The 16,295-nt window shown below is 71.4% G+C and carries 15 protein-coding genes; 8 read left to right on the forward strand and 7 right to left on the reverse strand.

Annotated features, from left to right (window positions below):
• Positions 1-65: 65 nt before the first annotated feature.
• Positions 66-1,457: a metallopeptidase TldD-related protein gene (locus ACQUSR_RS26320; RefSeq protein ID WP_431045092.1), complete on the reverse strand. Its 1,392-nt coding sequence runs from the start codon at positions 1,455-1,457 to the stop codon at positions 66-68.
• Positions 1,454-2,977, reverse strand: coding sequence for a TldD/PmbA family protein (locus ACQUSR_RS26325; protein ID WP_431045093.1), 1,524 nt, complete (start codon positions 2,975-2,977; stop codon positions 1,454-1,456). Before ACQUSR_RS26325 ends, ACQUSR_RS26320 begins: the two co-directional genes overlap by 4 nt.
• Before the next feature lie 193 nt (positions 2,978-3,170).
• Between ACQUSR_RS26325 and fabG the strand changes: the two genes are divergently transcribed.
• From fabG to ACQUSR_RS26340, 3 genes are all read left to right on the forward strand, one after another.
• Positions 3,171-3,875: a 3-oxoacyl-[acyl-carrier-protein] reductase gene (gene fabG / locus ACQUSR_RS26330; protein ID WP_431045094.1), complete on the forward strand. Its 705-nt coding sequence runs from the start codon at positions 3,171-3,173 to the stop codon at positions 3,873-3,875.
• 5 nt (positions 3,876-3,880) lie between these two features.
• Complete coding sequence (fabI, locus tag ACQUSR_RS26335) at positions 3,881-4,651, forward strand: enoyl-ACP reductase FabI (protein ID WP_431045095.1); 771 nt, start codon at positions 3,881-3,883, stop codon at positions 4,649-4,651.
• A gap of 233 nt (positions 4,652-4,884) precedes the next feature.
• Complete coding sequence (locus tag ACQUSR_RS26340) at positions 4,885-5,238, forward strand: hypothetical protein (protein ID WP_431045096.1); 354 nt, start codon at positions 4,885-4,887, stop codon at positions 5,236-5,238.
• Positions 5,239-5,271: 33 nt separating this feature from the next.
• Here the strand turns inward: ACQUSR_RS26340 and ACQUSR_RS26345 are convergent, their stop codons facing one another.
• The gene (locus ACQUSR_RS26345; RefSeq protein ID WP_431045097.1) at positions 5,272-5,952 is read right to left on the reverse strand and encodes a FadR/GntR family transcriptional regulator; all 681 of its coding nucleotides are present in this window, start codon (positions 5,950-5,952) and stop codon (positions 5,272-5,274) included.
• A 130-nt stretch (positions 5,953-6,082) separates the two neighbouring features.
• On the opposite strand from ACQUSR_RS26345, the gene ACQUSR_RS26350 reads away from it, so the two are divergent.
• From ACQUSR_RS26350 to ACQUSR_RS26365, 4 genes are all read left to right on the forward strand, one after another.
• Complete coding sequence (locus tag ACQUSR_RS26350) at positions 6,083-7,489, forward strand: CynX/NimT family MFS transporter (RefSeq protein ID WP_431045098.1); 1,407 nt, start codon at positions 6,083-6,085, stop codon at positions 7,487-7,489.
• Positions 7,490-7,557: 68 nt separating this feature from the next.
• Positions 7,558-7,680: an SGM_5486 family transporter-associated protein gene (locus ACQUSR_RS26355; RefSeq protein WP_304461035.1), complete on the forward strand. Its 123-nt coding sequence runs from the start codon at positions 7,558-7,560 to the stop codon at positions 7,678-7,680.
• Between the two features lie 150 nt (positions 7,681-7,830).
• Entirely contained in the window at positions 7,831-7,965 is a 135-nt protein-coding gene (locus tag ACQUSR_RS26360) for a hypothetical protein (RefSeq protein WP_431048010.1), read from the forward strand.
• An 83-nt stretch (positions 7,966-8,048) separates the two neighbouring features.
• Complete coding sequence (locus tag ACQUSR_RS26365; RefSeq protein ID WP_431045099.1) at positions 8,049-8,567, forward strand: SixA phosphatase family protein; 519 nt, start codon at positions 8,049-8,051, stop codon at positions 8,565-8,567.
• A 143-nt stretch (positions 8,568-8,710) separates the two neighbouring features.
• Here the strand turns inward: ACQUSR_RS26365 and serB are convergent, their stop codons facing one another.
• On the reverse strand, positions 8,711-9,946 hold the full coding sequence (serB, locus tag ACQUSR_RS26370; protein ID WP_431045100.1) for a phosphoserine phosphatase SerB: 1,236 nt from the start codon (positions 9,944-9,946) through the stop codon (positions 8,711-8,713).
• A gap of 133 nt (positions 9,947-10,079) precedes the next feature.
• The gene (locus ACQUSR_RS26375) at positions 10,080-11,510 is read right to left on the reverse strand and encodes a streptophobe family protein (RefSeq protein ID WP_431045101.1); all 1,431 of its coding nucleotides are present in this window, start codon (positions 11,508-11,510) and stop codon (positions 10,080-10,082) included.
• A gap of 255 nt (positions 11,511-11,765) precedes the next feature.
• On the opposite strand from ACQUSR_RS26375, the gene ACQUSR_RS26380 reads away from it, so the two are divergent.
• The gene (locus ACQUSR_RS26380) at positions 11,766-14,435 is read left to right on the forward strand and encodes an FHA domain-containing protein (protein ID WP_431045102.1); all 2,670 of its coding nucleotides are present in this window, start codon (positions 11,766-11,768) and stop codon (positions 14,433-14,435) included.
• A gap of 72 nt (positions 14,436-14,507) precedes the next feature.
• Here the strand turns inward: ACQUSR_RS26380 and ACQUSR_RS26385 are convergent, their stop codons facing one another.
• Together ACQUSR_RS26385 and ACQUSR_RS26390 are read right to left on the reverse strand one after the other, a co-directional pair.
• Positions 14,508-15,242: a transglycosylase SLT domain-containing protein gene (locus ACQUSR_RS26385; protein ID WP_431045103.1), complete on the reverse strand. Its 735-nt coding sequence runs from the start codon at positions 15,240-15,242 to the stop codon at positions 14,508-14,510.
• Between the two features lie 342 nt (positions 15,243-15,584).
• The gene (locus ACQUSR_RS26390) at positions 15,585-16,286 is read right to left on the reverse strand and encodes a nitroreductase family protein (protein ID WP_431045104.1); all 702 of its coding nucleotides are present in this window, start codon (positions 16,284-16,286) and stop codon (positions 15,585-15,587) included.
• Positions 16,287-16,295 lie beyond the last annotated feature (9 nt).

Below are 16,295 nucleotides of genomic sequence, written 5' to 3' on the forward strand. Positions count from 1 at the left end.
AGGACAGGCCGAGTCTATTTGGTCATGCCCGTCGGTCACGCCGGGGCGATCGGTCCCCGGCCGGGTCATACGCCCTTGCTGACCGAACTCATGTTGAAGTCGGGCACCCGCAGCGGCGGCATCGCGGCCCGGGTGAACCAGTCGCTCCACTCGCGCGGCAGCGTCGGTTCGGTGCGGCCCGCCTCGGTCGCGCGGGAGAGCAGGTCCACCGGCGACTCGTTGAAGCGGAAGTTGTTCACCTCGCCGACGACCTCGCCGCCCTCGACGAGATAGACCCCGTCCCGGGTCAGGCCGGTGAGCAGCAGCGTGGCCGGATCCACCTCGCGGATGTACCACAGGCAGGTCAGCAGCAGACCGCGCTCGGTGCCCGCCACCATGTCCTCCAGGGAACGGGTGCCGCCCGCGTCGAGGATCAGGTTGTCGATGCCCGGGGTCACCGGCAGGCCCGTCAGCCCCGCGCTGTGCCGGGTGGTCAGCAGATGGTTCAGTGCCCCGTCGGCGATCCAGTCGGTGGCGGGCAGCGGCAGCCCGTTGTCGAAGACGGACGCGTCGTCGCCGGAGGAGTGCGCGAGGACGAACGGCGCCGCCTCCAGGCCCGGCTCGCGCGGATCGCTGCGCAGGGTCAGCGGCAGCGGGGACAGCTTCTCGCCGACGCGCGTGCCGCCGCCCGGCTTGCTGAAGACCGTACGGCCCTCCGTCGCGTCCCGCGCCGCCGCCGACCACATCGTGTAGATCAGCAGGTCGGCCACGGCGGTCGGCGGCAGCAGCGTCTCGTACCGCCCGGCGGGCAGCTCGGTCTTCCGCTCGGCCCACACCAGCCGCCGCGCGAGCTCGGCGTCCAGCGCGGCCGGGTCCACGTCGCGGAAGTCACGGGTGGCGCGGCCCACCCAGGCCGAACGCGTGCGGTCCGGTGACTTGGCGTTGAGCTCCAGCGTGCCGGTGGGCTGGTCGTGGCGGAGCCGCAGACCGGTGGAGGTGCCCAGGTAGCTGGAGACGAACTCGTGGTTGGCGAAGCCGTAGAGCTCCCGGCCCCCGGCGCGCGCCCGGGCGAAGGACTCGCCCAGCGCCGGGGCGAAGGCGGCGAAGACCTCCGAGGTGGTCTCGGCGGGCGGCTCGGTGAAGTCGGCGGACGCCGGTACTCCTTCGACCAGCGGCTGGGCGTCCTCGGCGGGCCCCGCCTCCCGGGCGGCGGCCTCGGCGGCGCGGACCAGCGGCTCCAGATCGTCCGCGGTCACCGCCGATCGCGACACCACACCGGAGGCGGTGCCCTCCGCGCCGTCGACGGTCGCGATGACGGTGAGGGTGCGGCCGCGGGTGACGCCATTGGTCGTCAGGGCGTTGCCGGCCCAGCGCAGATTGGCGGTGGACGTCTCGTCGGCGATCACCACGCAGCCGTCCGCGCGGGACAGCTCCAGCGCGCGCTCGACGATCTCGTGCGGCTTGTGCGTACGGCTCATCGACCGGCCTCCTGCGTGGTGTTGAGGATGTTGACGTCGCGGAAGAGGGCGGACGGGCAGCCGTGCGAGACGGCGGCGACCTGGCCGGGCTGGGCCTTGCCGCAGTTGAACGCGCCGCCCAGGACGTAGGTCTGCGGGCCGCCCACGGCTGCCATCGACCCCCAGAAGTCCGTGGTGGTGGCCTGGTAGGCGACATCGCGCAGCTGGCCCGCCAGCCGGCCGTTCTCGATCTTGAAGAAGCGCTGGCCGGTGAACTGGAAGTTGTACCTCTGCATGTCGATCGACCAGGAGCGGTCGCCGACGACGTAGATCCCGCGCTCCACCCCGGAGATCAGCTCTTCGGTGGACGGCCCGCCGGGCGCGGGCTGGAGCGAGACGTTCGCCATCCGCTGGACGGGGACGTGGGCGGGGGAGTCCGCGTAGGCGCAGCCGTTGGACCGGCCGAGCCCGGTGAGCCTCGCGATCCGCCGGTCCAGCTGATAGCCCACCAGCACCCCGTCCTTGACCAGGTCCCAGGTCTGGCCGGCGACGCCCTCGTCGTCGTACCCGATGGTGGCGAGACCGTGCTCGGCGGTCCGGTCCCCGGTGACGTTCATGATCTCCGAGCCGTACCTGAGCTTCCCGAGCTGGTCGAACGTGGCGAAGGACGTGCCCGCGTACGCCGCCTCGTAGCCCAGCGCCCGGTCCAGCTCGGTGGCGTGGCCGATGGACTCGTGGATGGTCAGCCAGAGGTTGGACGGGTCCACCACCAGGTCGTACGCCCCGGCCTCGACCGACGGCGCGCTCATCTTCTCGGCGAGCAGGGCGGGGATCTCGGCCAGCTCGGCGTCCCAGTCCCAGCCCGTTCCCCGGAGGTACTCCCAGCCGCGGCCGGCCGGCGGCGCGAGCGTGCGCATGGAGTCGAACTCGCCGCTCTCCGGATCCACGGCCACGGCGGTCAGCTGCGGGTGCACCCGCACGCGCTGCTGCGTGGTCGTGGTCCCCGCGGTATCCGCGTAGAACTTGTTCTCGTGGACGGAGAGCAGCGACGCGTCCGCGTGCGCGACCCCCTTCGCGGCCAGCAACCGCTCGCTCCAGTCCACGAGCAGCGCGGTCTTCTCCGCGTCGGGTACCTCGAACGGGTTGATCTCGTAGGCCGAGACCCAGGTGCGGTCGGCGTGCACCGGCTCGTCCGCCAGCTCCACCCTCTCGTCCGAACCGGCGGCCGCGATCACCTTGGCGGACAGCTTGGCCATCGCCACCGCCTGCGCGGCGACCCGGGCCGCCGCGTCCATCGTCAGATCCACCCCCGAGGCGAATCCCCATGCGCCGCCGTGCACCACGCGCACCGCGTAGCCCAGGTCGGTGATGTCGGACGAAGCGGCGGGCTTGGCGTCCCGCAGTCGCAAGGACGCGCTGCGCACCCGCTCGAAGCGGAAGTCCGCGTGGTCGGCTCCCAGCGCGCGGGCGCGGGCGAGCGCTGCGTCCGCGAGCGCCCGCAGCGGCAGCGCCAAGAAGTCCTCGTCGATGGAATGGGGCACGTGATCCTCCCGTGGTCGGCCCCACGATCATGCCCCGTGCGGGGCGCGGCCGCCCAGTGCTTTCTGTAGGGAGTCCACAGTGACAAATGTCAGCCCCTGTGCGGGGCCGATTCTCCGTCCGGGGCCCCAGCCCGATAGTTTCTTGGGGATACAGGCGACATACGCAGCGACAATCAACAGAGAGGGTGGTCCCTTGAGCCGCTCGGTTCTCGTCACCGGAGGCAACCGCGGCATCGGCCTCGCCATCGCCCGCGCGTTCGCCGAAGCAGGCGACAAGGTCGCCATCACCTACCGCAGCGGCGAGCCGCCCGCGGGCTTCCTCGCCGTGAAGTGCGACATCACGGACCCGGAGCAGGTCGAGCAGGCGTACAAGGAGATCGAGGAGAAGCAGGGCGCGGTCGAGGTGCTGGTGGCCAACGCCGGCGTCACCCGCGACCAGCTGCTGATGCGGATGTCCGAGGAGGACTTCACCTCGGTCCTGGACACCAACCTCACCGGCACCTTCCGGGTGGTCAAGCGGGCCAACCGCGCCATGCTGCGCGCCCGCAAGGGACGGGTCGTCCTCATCTCGTCCGTCGTGGGGCTGCTCGGCTCCGCGGGACAGGCGAACTACGCCGCCTCCAAGGCCGGCATGGTGGGCTTCGCCCGCTCCCTCGCCCGCGAGCTGGGCTCGCGCAACATCACCGTCAACGTCGTCGCCCCCGGCTTCGTCGACACCGACATGACCCGCGCGCTCAGCGACGAGCAGCGGGAGGGCATCGTGAAGCAGGTGCCGCTGGCGCGCTACGCGCAGCCGGAGGAGATCGCCGCCGCGGTCCGCTTCCTGGCCTCCGACGAGGCCGCGTACATCACTGGAGCCGTCATCCCCGTCGACGGCGGATTGGGCATGGGTCACTGAACGTCATGAGTGGAATTCTCGCCGGAAAGCGCATCCTGGTCACGGGCGTCATCACCGACGCGTCGATCGGCTTCCACGCCGCCAAGCTGGCCCAGGAGGAGGGCGCCGAGGTCATCCTCACCGGCTTCGGACGGCTGACGCTGGTCGAGCGGATCGCCAAGCGGCTGCCCAAGCCCGCCCCGGTCATCGAGCTGGACGTCACCAACCAGGAGCACCTGGACAGCCTCGCGGACAAGGTGCGCGAGCACCTCGGCGAGGGCGTCGACCTGGACGGCATCGTGCACTCGATCGCCTTCGGCCCGCAGGGCGCCTTCAACTTCATGGAGGCCTCCTGGGAGGACGTCTCCACCGCCGTGCAGGTCTCCGCGTACTCCCTCAAGTCGCTGACCGCGGCGCTGCTGCCGCTGATGCCGCGCGGCGGCTCGGTCGTCGGCCTCACCTTCGACGCGCAGTTCGCGTGGCCGGTGTACGACTGGATGGGCGTCGCCAAGGCGGCCCTGGAGTCCACCTCCCGCTACCTGGCGCGCGACCTGGGCAAGGTCAACGTCCGCTCCAACCTGGTCTCCGCCGGGCCGATCAAGTCGATGGCCGCCAAGTCCATCCCCGGCTTCGAGGTGCTGGCGGACGAGTGGGGCGACCGCGCGCCGATCGGCTGGGACATCGCCGACCCCGAGCCCGCGGCCCGCGGCGTGGTCGCGCTGCTGTCTGACTGGTTCCCCAAGACCACCGGCGAGGTCGTGCACGTCGACGGCGGCGTGCACATGATGGGCGTCTGAGCCCGTCGTACCGCCTGGTTCGGTCCTTCGATGCCCCGGTCCCCGCGAGCGCGCGGGGGCCGGGGCATCGCCCGTTCGGGTCAGCGTGGCGGGCGCCGTGGCCGCGGCGGCGGCATCGTGGAGTACGTACCGCGTGACTGCGTTCACAGGAACGTCGGAGTACATCCCCCGTACATCCCCCTTGAGGTGCAGCCGCGGCGTGCGCGCCGCAGCACGGCCGAGGAGGTTCCGCCATGCGTAGGTCCCGCTGGTCCCGTCCCGCCGCGGCCGTGGCGCTCATAGCCACCGCCTGCGCGGTCGCCGTGGCCGCCGAGCACATCGCCGCGGCGGACCCGTCCGACAGCCGGCCGCGGCCGCGGGACGAACGCGCGGCGTGCAACGCCTGGGTGCGCGGCTCACACGCCACCGCGACCTGCTTCAACCCCTACCCCGAGGCGGACCGGGTGCAGCTCCACGTGGAGTGCGAGCGCTGGTGGGACCCGGACATGGACGGCGCTCCGGTCGAGGTGGGACCGGCCCAGTACGTGCAGCTGTCGCAGCGGTGCTGGAAGGAGATACGGGAGGCGTGGGTGAGCCACCCGCGCTGACGTGTCAGGGCCGGGTCCGGGGCGGGGCCCCGGTCACGCGCCCAGGCGCGAGAGCCGGCACGCGTACGGATGCGCGCCCGCCTCCGCCGCCGCCCGCTCCCCGTCCCCGGCCCGGATCGCCGCCACCAGCCGCGCGTGGTCCACATGCGACTCCGGTCGGAGCTCGCGACCGACGTCCGCGCGCAGGAAGTCCCGCAGCACACCGCCCAGATCGGCGTAGAGCTCCGCCAGGACCTCGTTGTGCGCGGCCGCGACCACCGCCATGTGCAGCGTCGCGTCCGCCTCCACGAACGCCTCCGCGTCACCGGACTCCCATGCCCGCTCGCGCCGGTCCAGCAGCGCGTCGAGTTGCTTGACGTCCTGTTCGGTGCGGCGCTCGGCCGCGAGCTGCGCCGCCTTCGTCTCCAGCGCGCTGCGCAGCTCGGCGACGTGCAGCGGATCAGCGTCGGCGAAGCGGCGGTTCATCACCCCGGCCAGCTCGCTGGTCGCCACCACGTACGTGCCCGACCCCTGCCGGATGTCCAGCAGGCCGTTGTGCGCGAGCGCGCGGACCGCCTCCCGCACGGTGTTACGGGCCACCCCGAGCTGTTCCACCAGCTCGGGCTCGGTCGGGATCCGCGATCCCACCGGCCACTCGCCGGAGGTGATCTGGGCGCGCAGCTGGGCGATCACCTGGTCGGCGAGCGCGGAGCGCCGGGGCGAGGTCAGTGGCATGACTCTCCTGGCTTTGAGCCGTCAGTGGGCGGGAGGGTTCTCCCATGATGCCGTTCGCGCGTGACCGCGGGGTCACAGGCGTCGCGAACGGATTGGCCGAGATTCATCCCATGATTCTATGATGGTCGGCATGGCAGATGACGAGCTAGCGACGATCGACCCCGCCGCCCCGGCGCCGACCGGGACCGAACGGACGGCCCGCGCCGCGGGTCCGGGCACCTCGGCGGCGACCGCTACCGGCGGTCCCGGGGCCGCCGCGGCGTCCGCGTCGAGAGCCGCCGACGCCTCGTCCGGGGCTCCGTCCGGCGCCGACGCCTCGCCCTGGCCGCGGCGGCTGGTGATCGCCGGTATCGTCCTCGCCGCCATCAACCTCCGGCCCGCCATCACCAGCCTCGGCGCACTGCTCGAAGAGGTGCGGGACGGCCTGGGGATGAGCGGCACGGTCGCCGGACTGCTGACCTCCGTTCCCGCTCTGTGCTTCGCGGTCTTCGGGCTCACCGCGCCCTGGCTGGCCCGCCGCTGGGGCCCGGCCACCGTGGTCTGCGCCGGACTGGCCGCCATCACCGCGGGCCTGGTCATACGGCCGTTCGCGGGCGGCACCGCCGTCTTCCTGGCGGCCAGCGCGCTCGCCCTGGCCGGTATCGCCGTGAGCAACGTCCTCATCCCGGTGATCATCAAGCGCTGGTTCCCCGACCGGGTGGGCGCCATGACCGGCTTGTACTCCATGGCCCTGGCCCTGGGCACCGCCGCGGCGGCCGCCGTCACCGTGCCCATGACCGATGCCATGGGCGGCGACTGGCGCACCGGTCTGGGAGTGTGGGCTCTGCTGGCCGCGGTCGCCATACTGCCCTGGTTCGCCGTCGCCGGCGGGCGCACGAACCGGCAGGCGCGCCGTGAGTCCCGCGCCGCGACTCCCCAGGACGCCCCCGCGATCCGCATCACGCGCAGCCCCATCGCCTGGTCGATCGCGGTGTTCTTCGGCCTCCAGGCCACCGCCGCGTACATCACCATGGGCTGGATGCCGCAGATCTTCCGGGACGCCGGGGTCTCCGCCTCCACCGCCGGGGTGCTGTTGGCCCTCACCATGGCGATGGGCGTACCGCTGTCCTTCGTTCTGCCGCGGATCGCGGCCCGGCTCCGTAACCAGGGTGTGCTCGCGGTGGTCCTCGGCGTCTTCGGGCTCATCGGCTACGCCGGGCTGTGGCTCGCCCCGGCCGGCGGCGCCTGGCTCTGGGCCCTGCTGCTCGGCGTCTCCAACTGCGCCTTCCCGCTCGCCCTCACCATGATCGGCATGCGGGCCCGGTCCGGCGCCGGCGTGGTCAAGCTGTCGGCGTTCGCGCAGAGCACGGGCTACCTGCTGTCCATCCCCGGACCGCTGCTCGTGGGCGCGCTCTACCAGCACACCGGCGGTTGGGACCTGCCGATCGCACTCATGGCCGGGCTGATGCTGCCGCAGATCGCGGCGGGCGTGCTCGCCGGGCGCGACCGCGTGCTGGAGGACGATGCTGTGACGCCTCGCTCCCGGGACGAGCTGTGACGCCCCGCCCGGGACGAGCCGTGACGCCCCGCCTGCGAGCCTTTCGGGGCTGATGGGACACTTGGGCCATGTCGTCTCCCGTGCTCGACCCCAATCCGCAGAACGGCCAGAAGAAGCTGCTCACGATCCTGGGCGTGATGCTGGGCATCACCGTCGTCATCGGCGTGATCGCGACCATCGCCTCGCCGTGACGTCCGGGGATGGTGGTGCTGGCACCACCATCCCCTAGGGGGCAGGCGTCAGGGGCAAGTGGGTGGCTCACCGGATGGGATCGGCGACCTCGGCTCCCTAGATTCGTAGGTGTCGTCGTCACAGCGCCCGCTCCCCATCCGGAGGCGATCATGTCCGCCAGCACCCACACCCGGTCCGCCCGCTCCACGCACAGCGGCATGGAGATCCGGCTTCCGTGGTGGGCGATAGCGCTCCCGGCCATCGCCTTCGCGGCGCTTCTGCTGCTGCAGGCGGCGCCGCACTAGATGTTCTGCCCTGGTCACCCCCTGGTGGGGGACGGCCCCAACACCCCGCGCCGCGTACCGCGTTTCGTGCGAAGCTGTAGCCCATGAGCGTCGATGTGCCCCGCAGGATCGTCCTACTCCGACACGCCAAGGCCGACTGGGCCCAGGAATCCGACCACGAACGACCGCTCGCCGATCGCGGTCGCCAGGACGCCCCGATGGCCGGGCGCTGGCTCGCCGGCGCCGGTATCACCCCTGACCTCACCCTCTGCTCGACCGCGCTGCGCACCCGCGAGACCTGGAAGCTGGCCGTCCATGAGCTGCCGCAGCGGCCGAAGACGGTCTACGAGGAGCGGATGTACGAGGCATCGCTCGGCGAGCTGATCGCCCTGCTCAACGAGACCTCCGACGATGTGTCCGATCTCCTGCTGGTCGGCCACAACCCCGGTATGCACGCGCTGGCCGACGCCCTGGCGGGAGAGTCCGAGAGCGATCTGCTGCCCCGGATGAACCGCAGCGGATTCCCCACCGCCGCCATCGCGGTGCTCACCTTCAACGGTTCCTGGAAGACCGTGGAGCACGGCGTGGGCCGCCTCGTCGCGTACTGGTCGCCGCACAAGTGACCCCGCAGGCGGTCGCCGGACCGGCCGCCTGCCGGCCTCGCAGGTCGCCACGGAGGCGTGGGAACACGCGCCGGGCCCCTGCCGCACGGCGGGGGCCCGGTCAGTAGTCGTATGCCACCCGTACGGCGGCGTCAGGGCGGGGGTCAGTCGCTGTGGGTCTCCGCGGCCTCGACCTCTTCCCGCGTCACACCCAGCAGATACAGCACGGTGTCCAGGAACGGCACGTTCACCGCCGTGTGCGCGGCCTCGCGCACCACCGGCTTGGCGTTGAAGGCCACCCCGAGCCCGGCCGCGTTGAGCATGTCCAGGTCGTTCGCGCCGTCCCCGATCGCCACCGTCTGCGCCAGCGGCACCCCGGCCTCGGCCGCGAACTGCCGCAGCAGGCGGGCCTTGCCCGCCCGGTCCACCACATCCCCCACGACGCGGCCGGTCAGCTTCCCGTCCACCACCTCCAGGGTGTTGGCGGAGGCGAAGTCCAGGCCCAGCCGCTCCATGAGATCGTCCGTGACCTGGGTGAAGCCGCCCGAGACCACGCCCACCTGGTAGCCCAGCCGCTTGAGCGTACGGATGAGAGTGCGGGCGCCCGGCGTCAGCCGGACCTCCGCCCGCACCTTGTCCACCACCGACTCGTCGATGCCCTTCAGCAGCGCCACGCGCGCGTGCAGCGACTGCTCGAAGTCCAGCTCGCCGCGCATCGCCTGGGCCGTGACCTCGGCGACCTCGGCCTCGCAGCCCGCGTGCGCGGCGAAGAGCTCGATCACCTCGTCCTGGATGAGCGTGGAGTCCACGTCCATCACCACCAGGCGCTGCGCCCGCCGCTGGAGCCCCGACGACACGACCGCCACATCGACGCCCAGGGCCGCCGCCTCGGTGACGAGCGCCGTACGCAGCGGCTCGGTCGCCACGCCGGAGACCTCGAACTCCACCGCCGTCACGGGGTACTTGGCGAGCCGGAAGATACGGTCGATGTTGCCGCCGGTGCCGGTGATGCACGCCGCGATCGCGGCCGTGGACTCGGCCGTCAGCGGGTGGCCGAGCACCGTGACGTGCGAGCGGCCGGTGCCGCGCGGGCGGTTGTCGCCCCGGCCGGAGATGATCTCCGCCTGGAGCCGCAGCGACTCCGCCCAGCTGTGGACGGTCGCGCGCAGGTCGCCCTCGGCCGCACCGGCGTCGGTCGGCGTCGTCACCAGGGCGCACAGCACTATGCGCCCTCGCGTGACGACCTGCTCGATGTCCACGACATCCACGCCGTAGGCGGCGAGGGTGTCGAACAGACCGGCGGTGATGCCGGGCCGGTCCTTGCCGAAGATCTTGACCAGCAGGGTGGGTACGTCGTCGCCCGGTACGGCGGTGGCAGGTGGGATCTGCGATGCGCTCATGGTGATTCCACCGTATCGGGCCGCCGACGCGCCTCGCCCGGCTGTCCGTGCAGCGGACAGGCGTACGGCATGGAGTGTTCGACCCACGGTAACCGGATGGTCACGCGGACGTGACGGACGGGACCCGGTCTCGTCAGCCGCCGTGCCGCGTGCTCACGCGCGCCGTCGCAGGCTCTGACGCTCGCGCCAGTGCCGACGCCCCCGTCCCGGCGACTCCGGTGACCCACACCAGCAGCGCCCCCGCGCCTCCCGCCGCCGCGCCCCAGGCCGCGCCCAGCAGCAGCGCCAGCGGGATGCTGCCGTGCAGGTCGATCCCGGCCCCGAAGGCGTCGAAGCCGAGCACCGACAGGCTCGCCCCCGCCGAGAGCCCCGTCAGCCAGACGGCCAGGGGCAGGGTCACCGCCGTGGCGACCCCGAGCCGCAGCGCGCACCACCCCGCGAAGCCGTACCCGGGTTCCCTCCGACCCGGAGGGAGCGGCGTACGGGCACCGGTGAGCACCCCGGCGGCCAGCATCATCAGCACACAGGCCACCACCAGCAGCCACACCCGTCCGTCGAGCTCGGCCAGTCGGCCGATCGTGATCGACCGGTCCCCGCCGGTGCTGAGCAGATCGTCCAGTGGATCGGGCAGTACGGACCGCAGCGCACCGGTCGCCGAACCGTGCCAGGGCACGAAGAGCCCCAGCGGCACCCCGAGCCCCACCCCGTTCGGCGCACCGAGCAGCGCGGCGCCGAGCACGAGAGCGGGGTGGTCGTCGTCGATCGCGGCGAACACCGCGGTCGCCAGCCCGGCGCCGATGGCGAGCAGCAGCACCGCGCACAGCGCGGACGCGGCGGGCCGCACGGTCCGGTGCAGGGCCTCCCAGCCGCGCGGCAGCGGGCCGCGGCGCGACACCAGCAGCGCGATGCCCAGCACGATCAGGACCCAGACGGCGCCGCCCAGCAGCGACGGGCCGGTGTCGACGGAGTAGCCGACGTGCGCCTGAGCCCGTGCCAGCTCGGCGATACGACTCGGCAGCAGCCCGCCGCCGAGCTCCACGAGGTCGCCCAGTTCGTCCGGAAGACGGTCGAGCAGTCCGCCGTCCCGGGGCGCCGCGTCGTCCAGGCCGAGGCCGGAGCCGTCGATCGTGACCGTATCGTTGCCCACCCAGCACAGCCCCACCAGAAACATGACGAAGAGGACGGCCATCGCGCCGGCGCGAACTGCGAGTTCCGCGAGGGGGATCACCGCCCCGGCCGCCCGCAGCGAACGCAGGAAGACCCCGCCGAGCAGCAGCGCCCCGACGACGGAGACACCCAGTGGCGCGATATCGACGGCGCTCGCGGCATCCGCGCCGACAAGCCCGAACACCTCCACATCTCCTGACGGGGTGACGCTGCCGCCGGTCGCGAGGACGACCACGGCGGCCGTCATCGGCCCCAGCGCCCCCACGTCGTCGGCTCCCAGTAGTTCGAGGCCGAGCGCGGCGACCCCCACCATGGCGATGAACGCCCAGCTCACGGCCGTGAGCGCGGCGAGCGCGGCAGCGCCCCAGGGGATCCGTCCTCCGCTGCTCGCCGTCATGACGGTTCCCCCGGTAGGTGCGCGTTCGGTGCGAATTGACCGTGAGTTGCCCGGATGATCCATGATCTGCGTCATCCGTGGCCGCTTACCACTTTCCGAGGGCCTTTCGGATGAGTCGGTACGACCCGATACGCGCTCTTGTCAAGGCCCGACTTTCGGTACGGGGACCGAGCCTGAAATAGTTCCTCACGATGTTCGCCATCCCTAGACTCCCTGTGCGGATCCCGCGCAGGGGGGAGACTCGGGGGACAACTAGTGGGGCATGGAGTGCCGGAACTCGTACTGGAATTGAACGGACAGACCTGGACACTTGATCCATCCAGGTCATACAGCATTGGTCGCGACCCGCAAGGCGACATGGTGCTGGACGACGCCAGGGTGTCCTGGCGGCACGCCACCGTGCGCTGGGGTGGGCGGAGTTGGATCATCGAGGACCAGGGCAGCACCAACGGCACCTATACCCAGGGTCAGCGGATCCAGCAGCTGGAGATCGGCCCGGGGTCCGTGGTGCACCTGGGTAACGCGACCGACGGCCCCCGGCTGAGCTTGTCCGCCGCCGCGGCCCCCGCCGCCTCGGGTGCCTTCAACGCCCCGGGCAGCGCACCGAACAACGCCCCGAACGCGATGCCGGGCCAGCAGGCTCCGCAGTTCCAGCAGCAGCCGCAGGCTCCGGCCCCGCAGCAGCCGCACCAGCAGCAGCCCGGCCCCGGCTGGGGACCCGCGCCGCAGCAGCCGTACCAGCAGCAGCCGCAGGCGCAGGGCTGGCAGCAGGCTCCGCAGCAGGTCCCTCCCCAGCAGCCGCCCCACGGCCAGCCCCACCAGCCGCCGCAGGGATACGTACCGCAGCAGGCCCCGCGCGAGACCCCGGCCCAGAAGGTGCCCGGCGCCGGCGCCGCGGGGGCCCCGCCGGCCCACGGCGACCGCAGCCCGACCACCTTCCATCACCTGGCCCTCGGCCGGGTGATGCGGATCGGCCGTGCGCTGGAGAACGAGCTGGTCGTCTCCGACCTGCAGGTCTCACGGCACCACGCCGAATTCCGCGCGCTGCCCGACGGCCGTTTCGAGATCGTCGACCTCGGCAGCCACAACGGTACGTATGTCAACGGTCAGCCGGTCCGTCAGCAGGTCATCGGCCCGGCCGACATCGTCGGCGTCGGCCACTCGACCTTCCGGCTGGTCGGCGACCGGCTCGAGGAGTTCGTCGACACCGGTGAGGTGTCCTTCTCCGCCCGCCACCTGACGGTGACCGTCGACGGCGGGAAGCAGATCCTCAAGGACGTCTCCTTCGGCGTCCCCGAGAAGTCCCTGGTCGCGGTCATCGGCCCGTCCGGTTCCGGCAAGTCCACGCTGCTCAAGGCCCTCACCGGCTACCGTCCGGCCAACCAGGGCGACGTGCTCTACGACAACCGGAACCTGTACAAGCAGTTCGCCGAGCTGCGGCAGCGCATCGGCCTGGTCCCGCAGGACGACATCCTGCACAAGGAGCTGAGCGTCAAGAAGGCCCTGCGGTACGCGGCCAAGCTCCGCTTCCCCGGCGACACCGCGGCGGCCGAGCGCGAGGCCCGTATCAACGAGGTGCTGCGCGAGCTCAAGCTCGACATCCACGCGGAGAAGAAGGTCACCTCCCTCTCCGGCGGTCAGCGCAAGCGCGTCTCCGTCGCGCTGGAGCTGCTCACCAAGCCGTCGCTGATCTTCCTGGACGAGCCCACCTCCGGCCTCGACCCGGGCATGGACCGCGACGTCATGCAGCTGCTGCGCGGTCTGGCCGACGACGGCCGCACCGTGCTGGTGGTCACCCACTCCGTGGCCGAGCTGGCGCTGTGCGACAAGCTGCTGGTGATGGCGCCGGGCGGCTCGGTCGCGTACTTCGGCCCGCCGGAGGAGGCGCTCAACTTCTTCGGCTACGAGACGTGGGCCGACGTTTTCTCGGCCTTCGAGAACTATCGCGATTACGACTGGGCGGGCCGCTGGCGCGGCTCGGAGCACTACCGGCTGTACGCCGCGGACCTCGACGCCGTCGCCCCGCAGTCGGTGCACGTCCAGCCGCCGCCCGCGCGGGTGGCCAAGCCGCAGAGCTGGGGCTCCCAGCTGTGGACCCTGATCCGCCGCTACCTGTCGGTGATCGCGTCCGACCGCGGCTTCATGGCCCTGATGGTGATCCTGCCCGCGGTGCTCGGCATCGTCAGTACGGTCATCCCGGCGAAGAACGGCCTGGTCCACGCACCGGCGCCCAAGCACAATTCGCAGGCGGGCACGGTCATCATGATCCTCGTGGTCGGCATGTGCCTGTCCGGCGCGGCGAACTCCGTACGTGAGCTGATCAAGGAACGGGTCATCTACGAACGGGAACGGGCCGTCGGCCTGTCCCGCTCCGCGTACCTGATGTCCAAGGTCATCGTGCTCGGCCTGATCACCGCCTGCCAGGGCGTGATCATCTGCGCCATCGGCCTGCCCAAGCGCGAGCTGCCGGAGGAGGGCCTGGTCCTCCCGCCGTTCGCCGAGCTGTGCGTGGCGATCATCGCCATCGGCATCACCGCGATGATGGTCGGCCTGGTCATCTCGTCCCTGGTGAAGACCTCCGAGAAGACCATGCCGCTGCTGGTCATGTTCGCGATCGTCCAGATCGTCTTCACCGGCATCATGTTCCAGATCTACGACTCCCCGGGTGTGGAACAGGTCGCCTGGCTGATGCCTGCCCGCTGGGCCGTGGCCGCGGCCGGCGCCACGCTGGACCTCGGCCCCGGCCTGGGCCATGTGATGGCGCCATGGGACAAGGAGAACGCGAACAACCCGGACCCGCTCTGGGAGCACGCCGCCTCGCAGTGGTACACCGACCTCGCCGTCCTGCTCGGCATAGGCGTCGTCTGCTGCTTCGTGGTCGCGCGGCTGCTGCGGCGCCACGAGCCGGAGGTCATGCGCAAGTGACGTCGGCCTGACGACGCGCCGAAGGGCGGCACCCCTCTCGCGGGGTGCCGCCCTTCGTCATGCCGGATGTGCTCAGTACGCCGAGTTGACGTTGTCGATCGAGCCGTAGCGGTCGGCCGCGTAGTTGCAGGCCGCGGTGATGTTGGCGACCGGGTCGTAGATGTCCCAGGACGTGCCGTCGACGTGGTAGGCCCGGAAGGTCGGGTCGATGACCTGCAGCAGGCCCTTCGAGGGGATGCCGTTGGCGGCGTTGACGTCCCAGTTGTTGATGGCCCGCGGGTTGCCGGTGGACTCACGCATGATGTTGCGGTGGATACCGGAGTAGCTGCCCGGTATGCCCTTGGCCTTCATGACGTCCAGGGCCTCGCGGATCCAGCCGTCGAGGTTGTTGGCGTAGACCTTCGGGGCCGGGGCGCTCTTGACGACCGCCTTGCGCTTCTCGGACCGGCTGGCGGCCTCCGCGGCGGCGCGCTTCTTGGCGATCTGCTCCTTGATGACGCGGTCGCGCTCGGCCTTGGCCTTCGCGGCGGCCGCGGCCTTCTTCTTGGCCTCTGCGTCGGCCTTCGCCTGCTTGGCGGCCTCGGCGGACTGCTGGGTCAGGCTGTTCTTCTGGATCTCGCCACCGAAGGTCGACTGGTCGAGGGCCACAGGCTTGGCGGACAGCGCCTTGGCGTCCGCGTCGTTGTCGGCGCTGGCCGGCACGACGGCGAAGGCCAGAGCGGCGGTGCTGGCGGCGGCGATACCGGCGGCGGAAAGCTTGTGGGTCTTGGTGAGACGGCTATAACCGGGGATGCTGGGGACGCGCATGCGGTGAAGTCCTCTTCCAATCGCTTGAGTCGCATCGGCCGGAGCGGCGCGAAAAAAGCGCCGCGTCTCGATGACGGCGCCGTGCGACTCGGCAATTGTTAGCGGCGGCAAAAACGCGTGGCAAAGGTGTGACGTACTAAGCCGCTTAGTGGAACCCCGGCCCCCCGGGAGGCGTCCAGGGCGCCTGTCTCCCCGCTTATACGGGTCTTAAACGTCCACTAATCCAGGTCGTAAGTGATGTACGTCCTATGCGTAGGGTCACACCCGGACCCCCTCCGCCTCGCTCTGTGTGCTCATGCGAATACGGGAATCCGGGTGTTTCGGTCCCCTCGGGTCGAACCGTCAGATGTCGACGATCACCTGGTCCAGCGACTTGCGGACCAGATCCGGGACCTCGCAGTCGTCGGCGGGATAGCCCACCGGGATCACCGCGAACGCCTTCTCGTTCGGCGGCCGGTCCAGCACCTCGGACAGGAACCGCATCGGGCTGGGCGTGTGCACCAAGGCCGCCAGCCCCGAAAGATGCAGCGCGGACAGCAGCATCCCCACCGCGATCCCGACCGACTCGTCCACGTAGTAGTGCTTGCGGCGCTCGCCGTCCGGCCCGAGCCAGTGGCGCTGCTGGAAGACCACGATCAGCTGCGGGGCGTCGGTCATGTGCGACTTGACCTCGTCCGTGCCCAGCGGACGCAGCGCCGCCAGCCACTCATCACCCAGCCGCCCGCCGTAGGAGACGCGCTCCTCCGCCTCGGCGGCCTCCCGGATCCGCCGCCGTACCTCGGGATCCTTGACCAGGACGAACGTCCAGGGCTGCTGATGCGCCCCGGACGGTGCGGTCGCCGCGCAGGCGATGGCATCCCGCACCACCTGCTCCGGCACCGGGTCGGCCGAGAACCGCCGCACCGTCCTGCGCTCCGCCATCCGCTCCCGCAGCTCGGCGGCGCGCGCCAGCGACTCCTCGGCCGGCATCCGGGCGGGACGGTAGGGGACCGGGCGGTACGGCTCGCCGTGCGTCGGCGTCCAGCTCCTCATTGGTATGGACATATAGGGGAG

This window comes from Streptomyces sp. P1-3 (assembly GCF_050613155.1).
Taxonomy (GTDB): Bacteria; Actinomycetota; Actinomycetes; order Streptomycetales; family Streptomycetaceae; genus Streptomyces.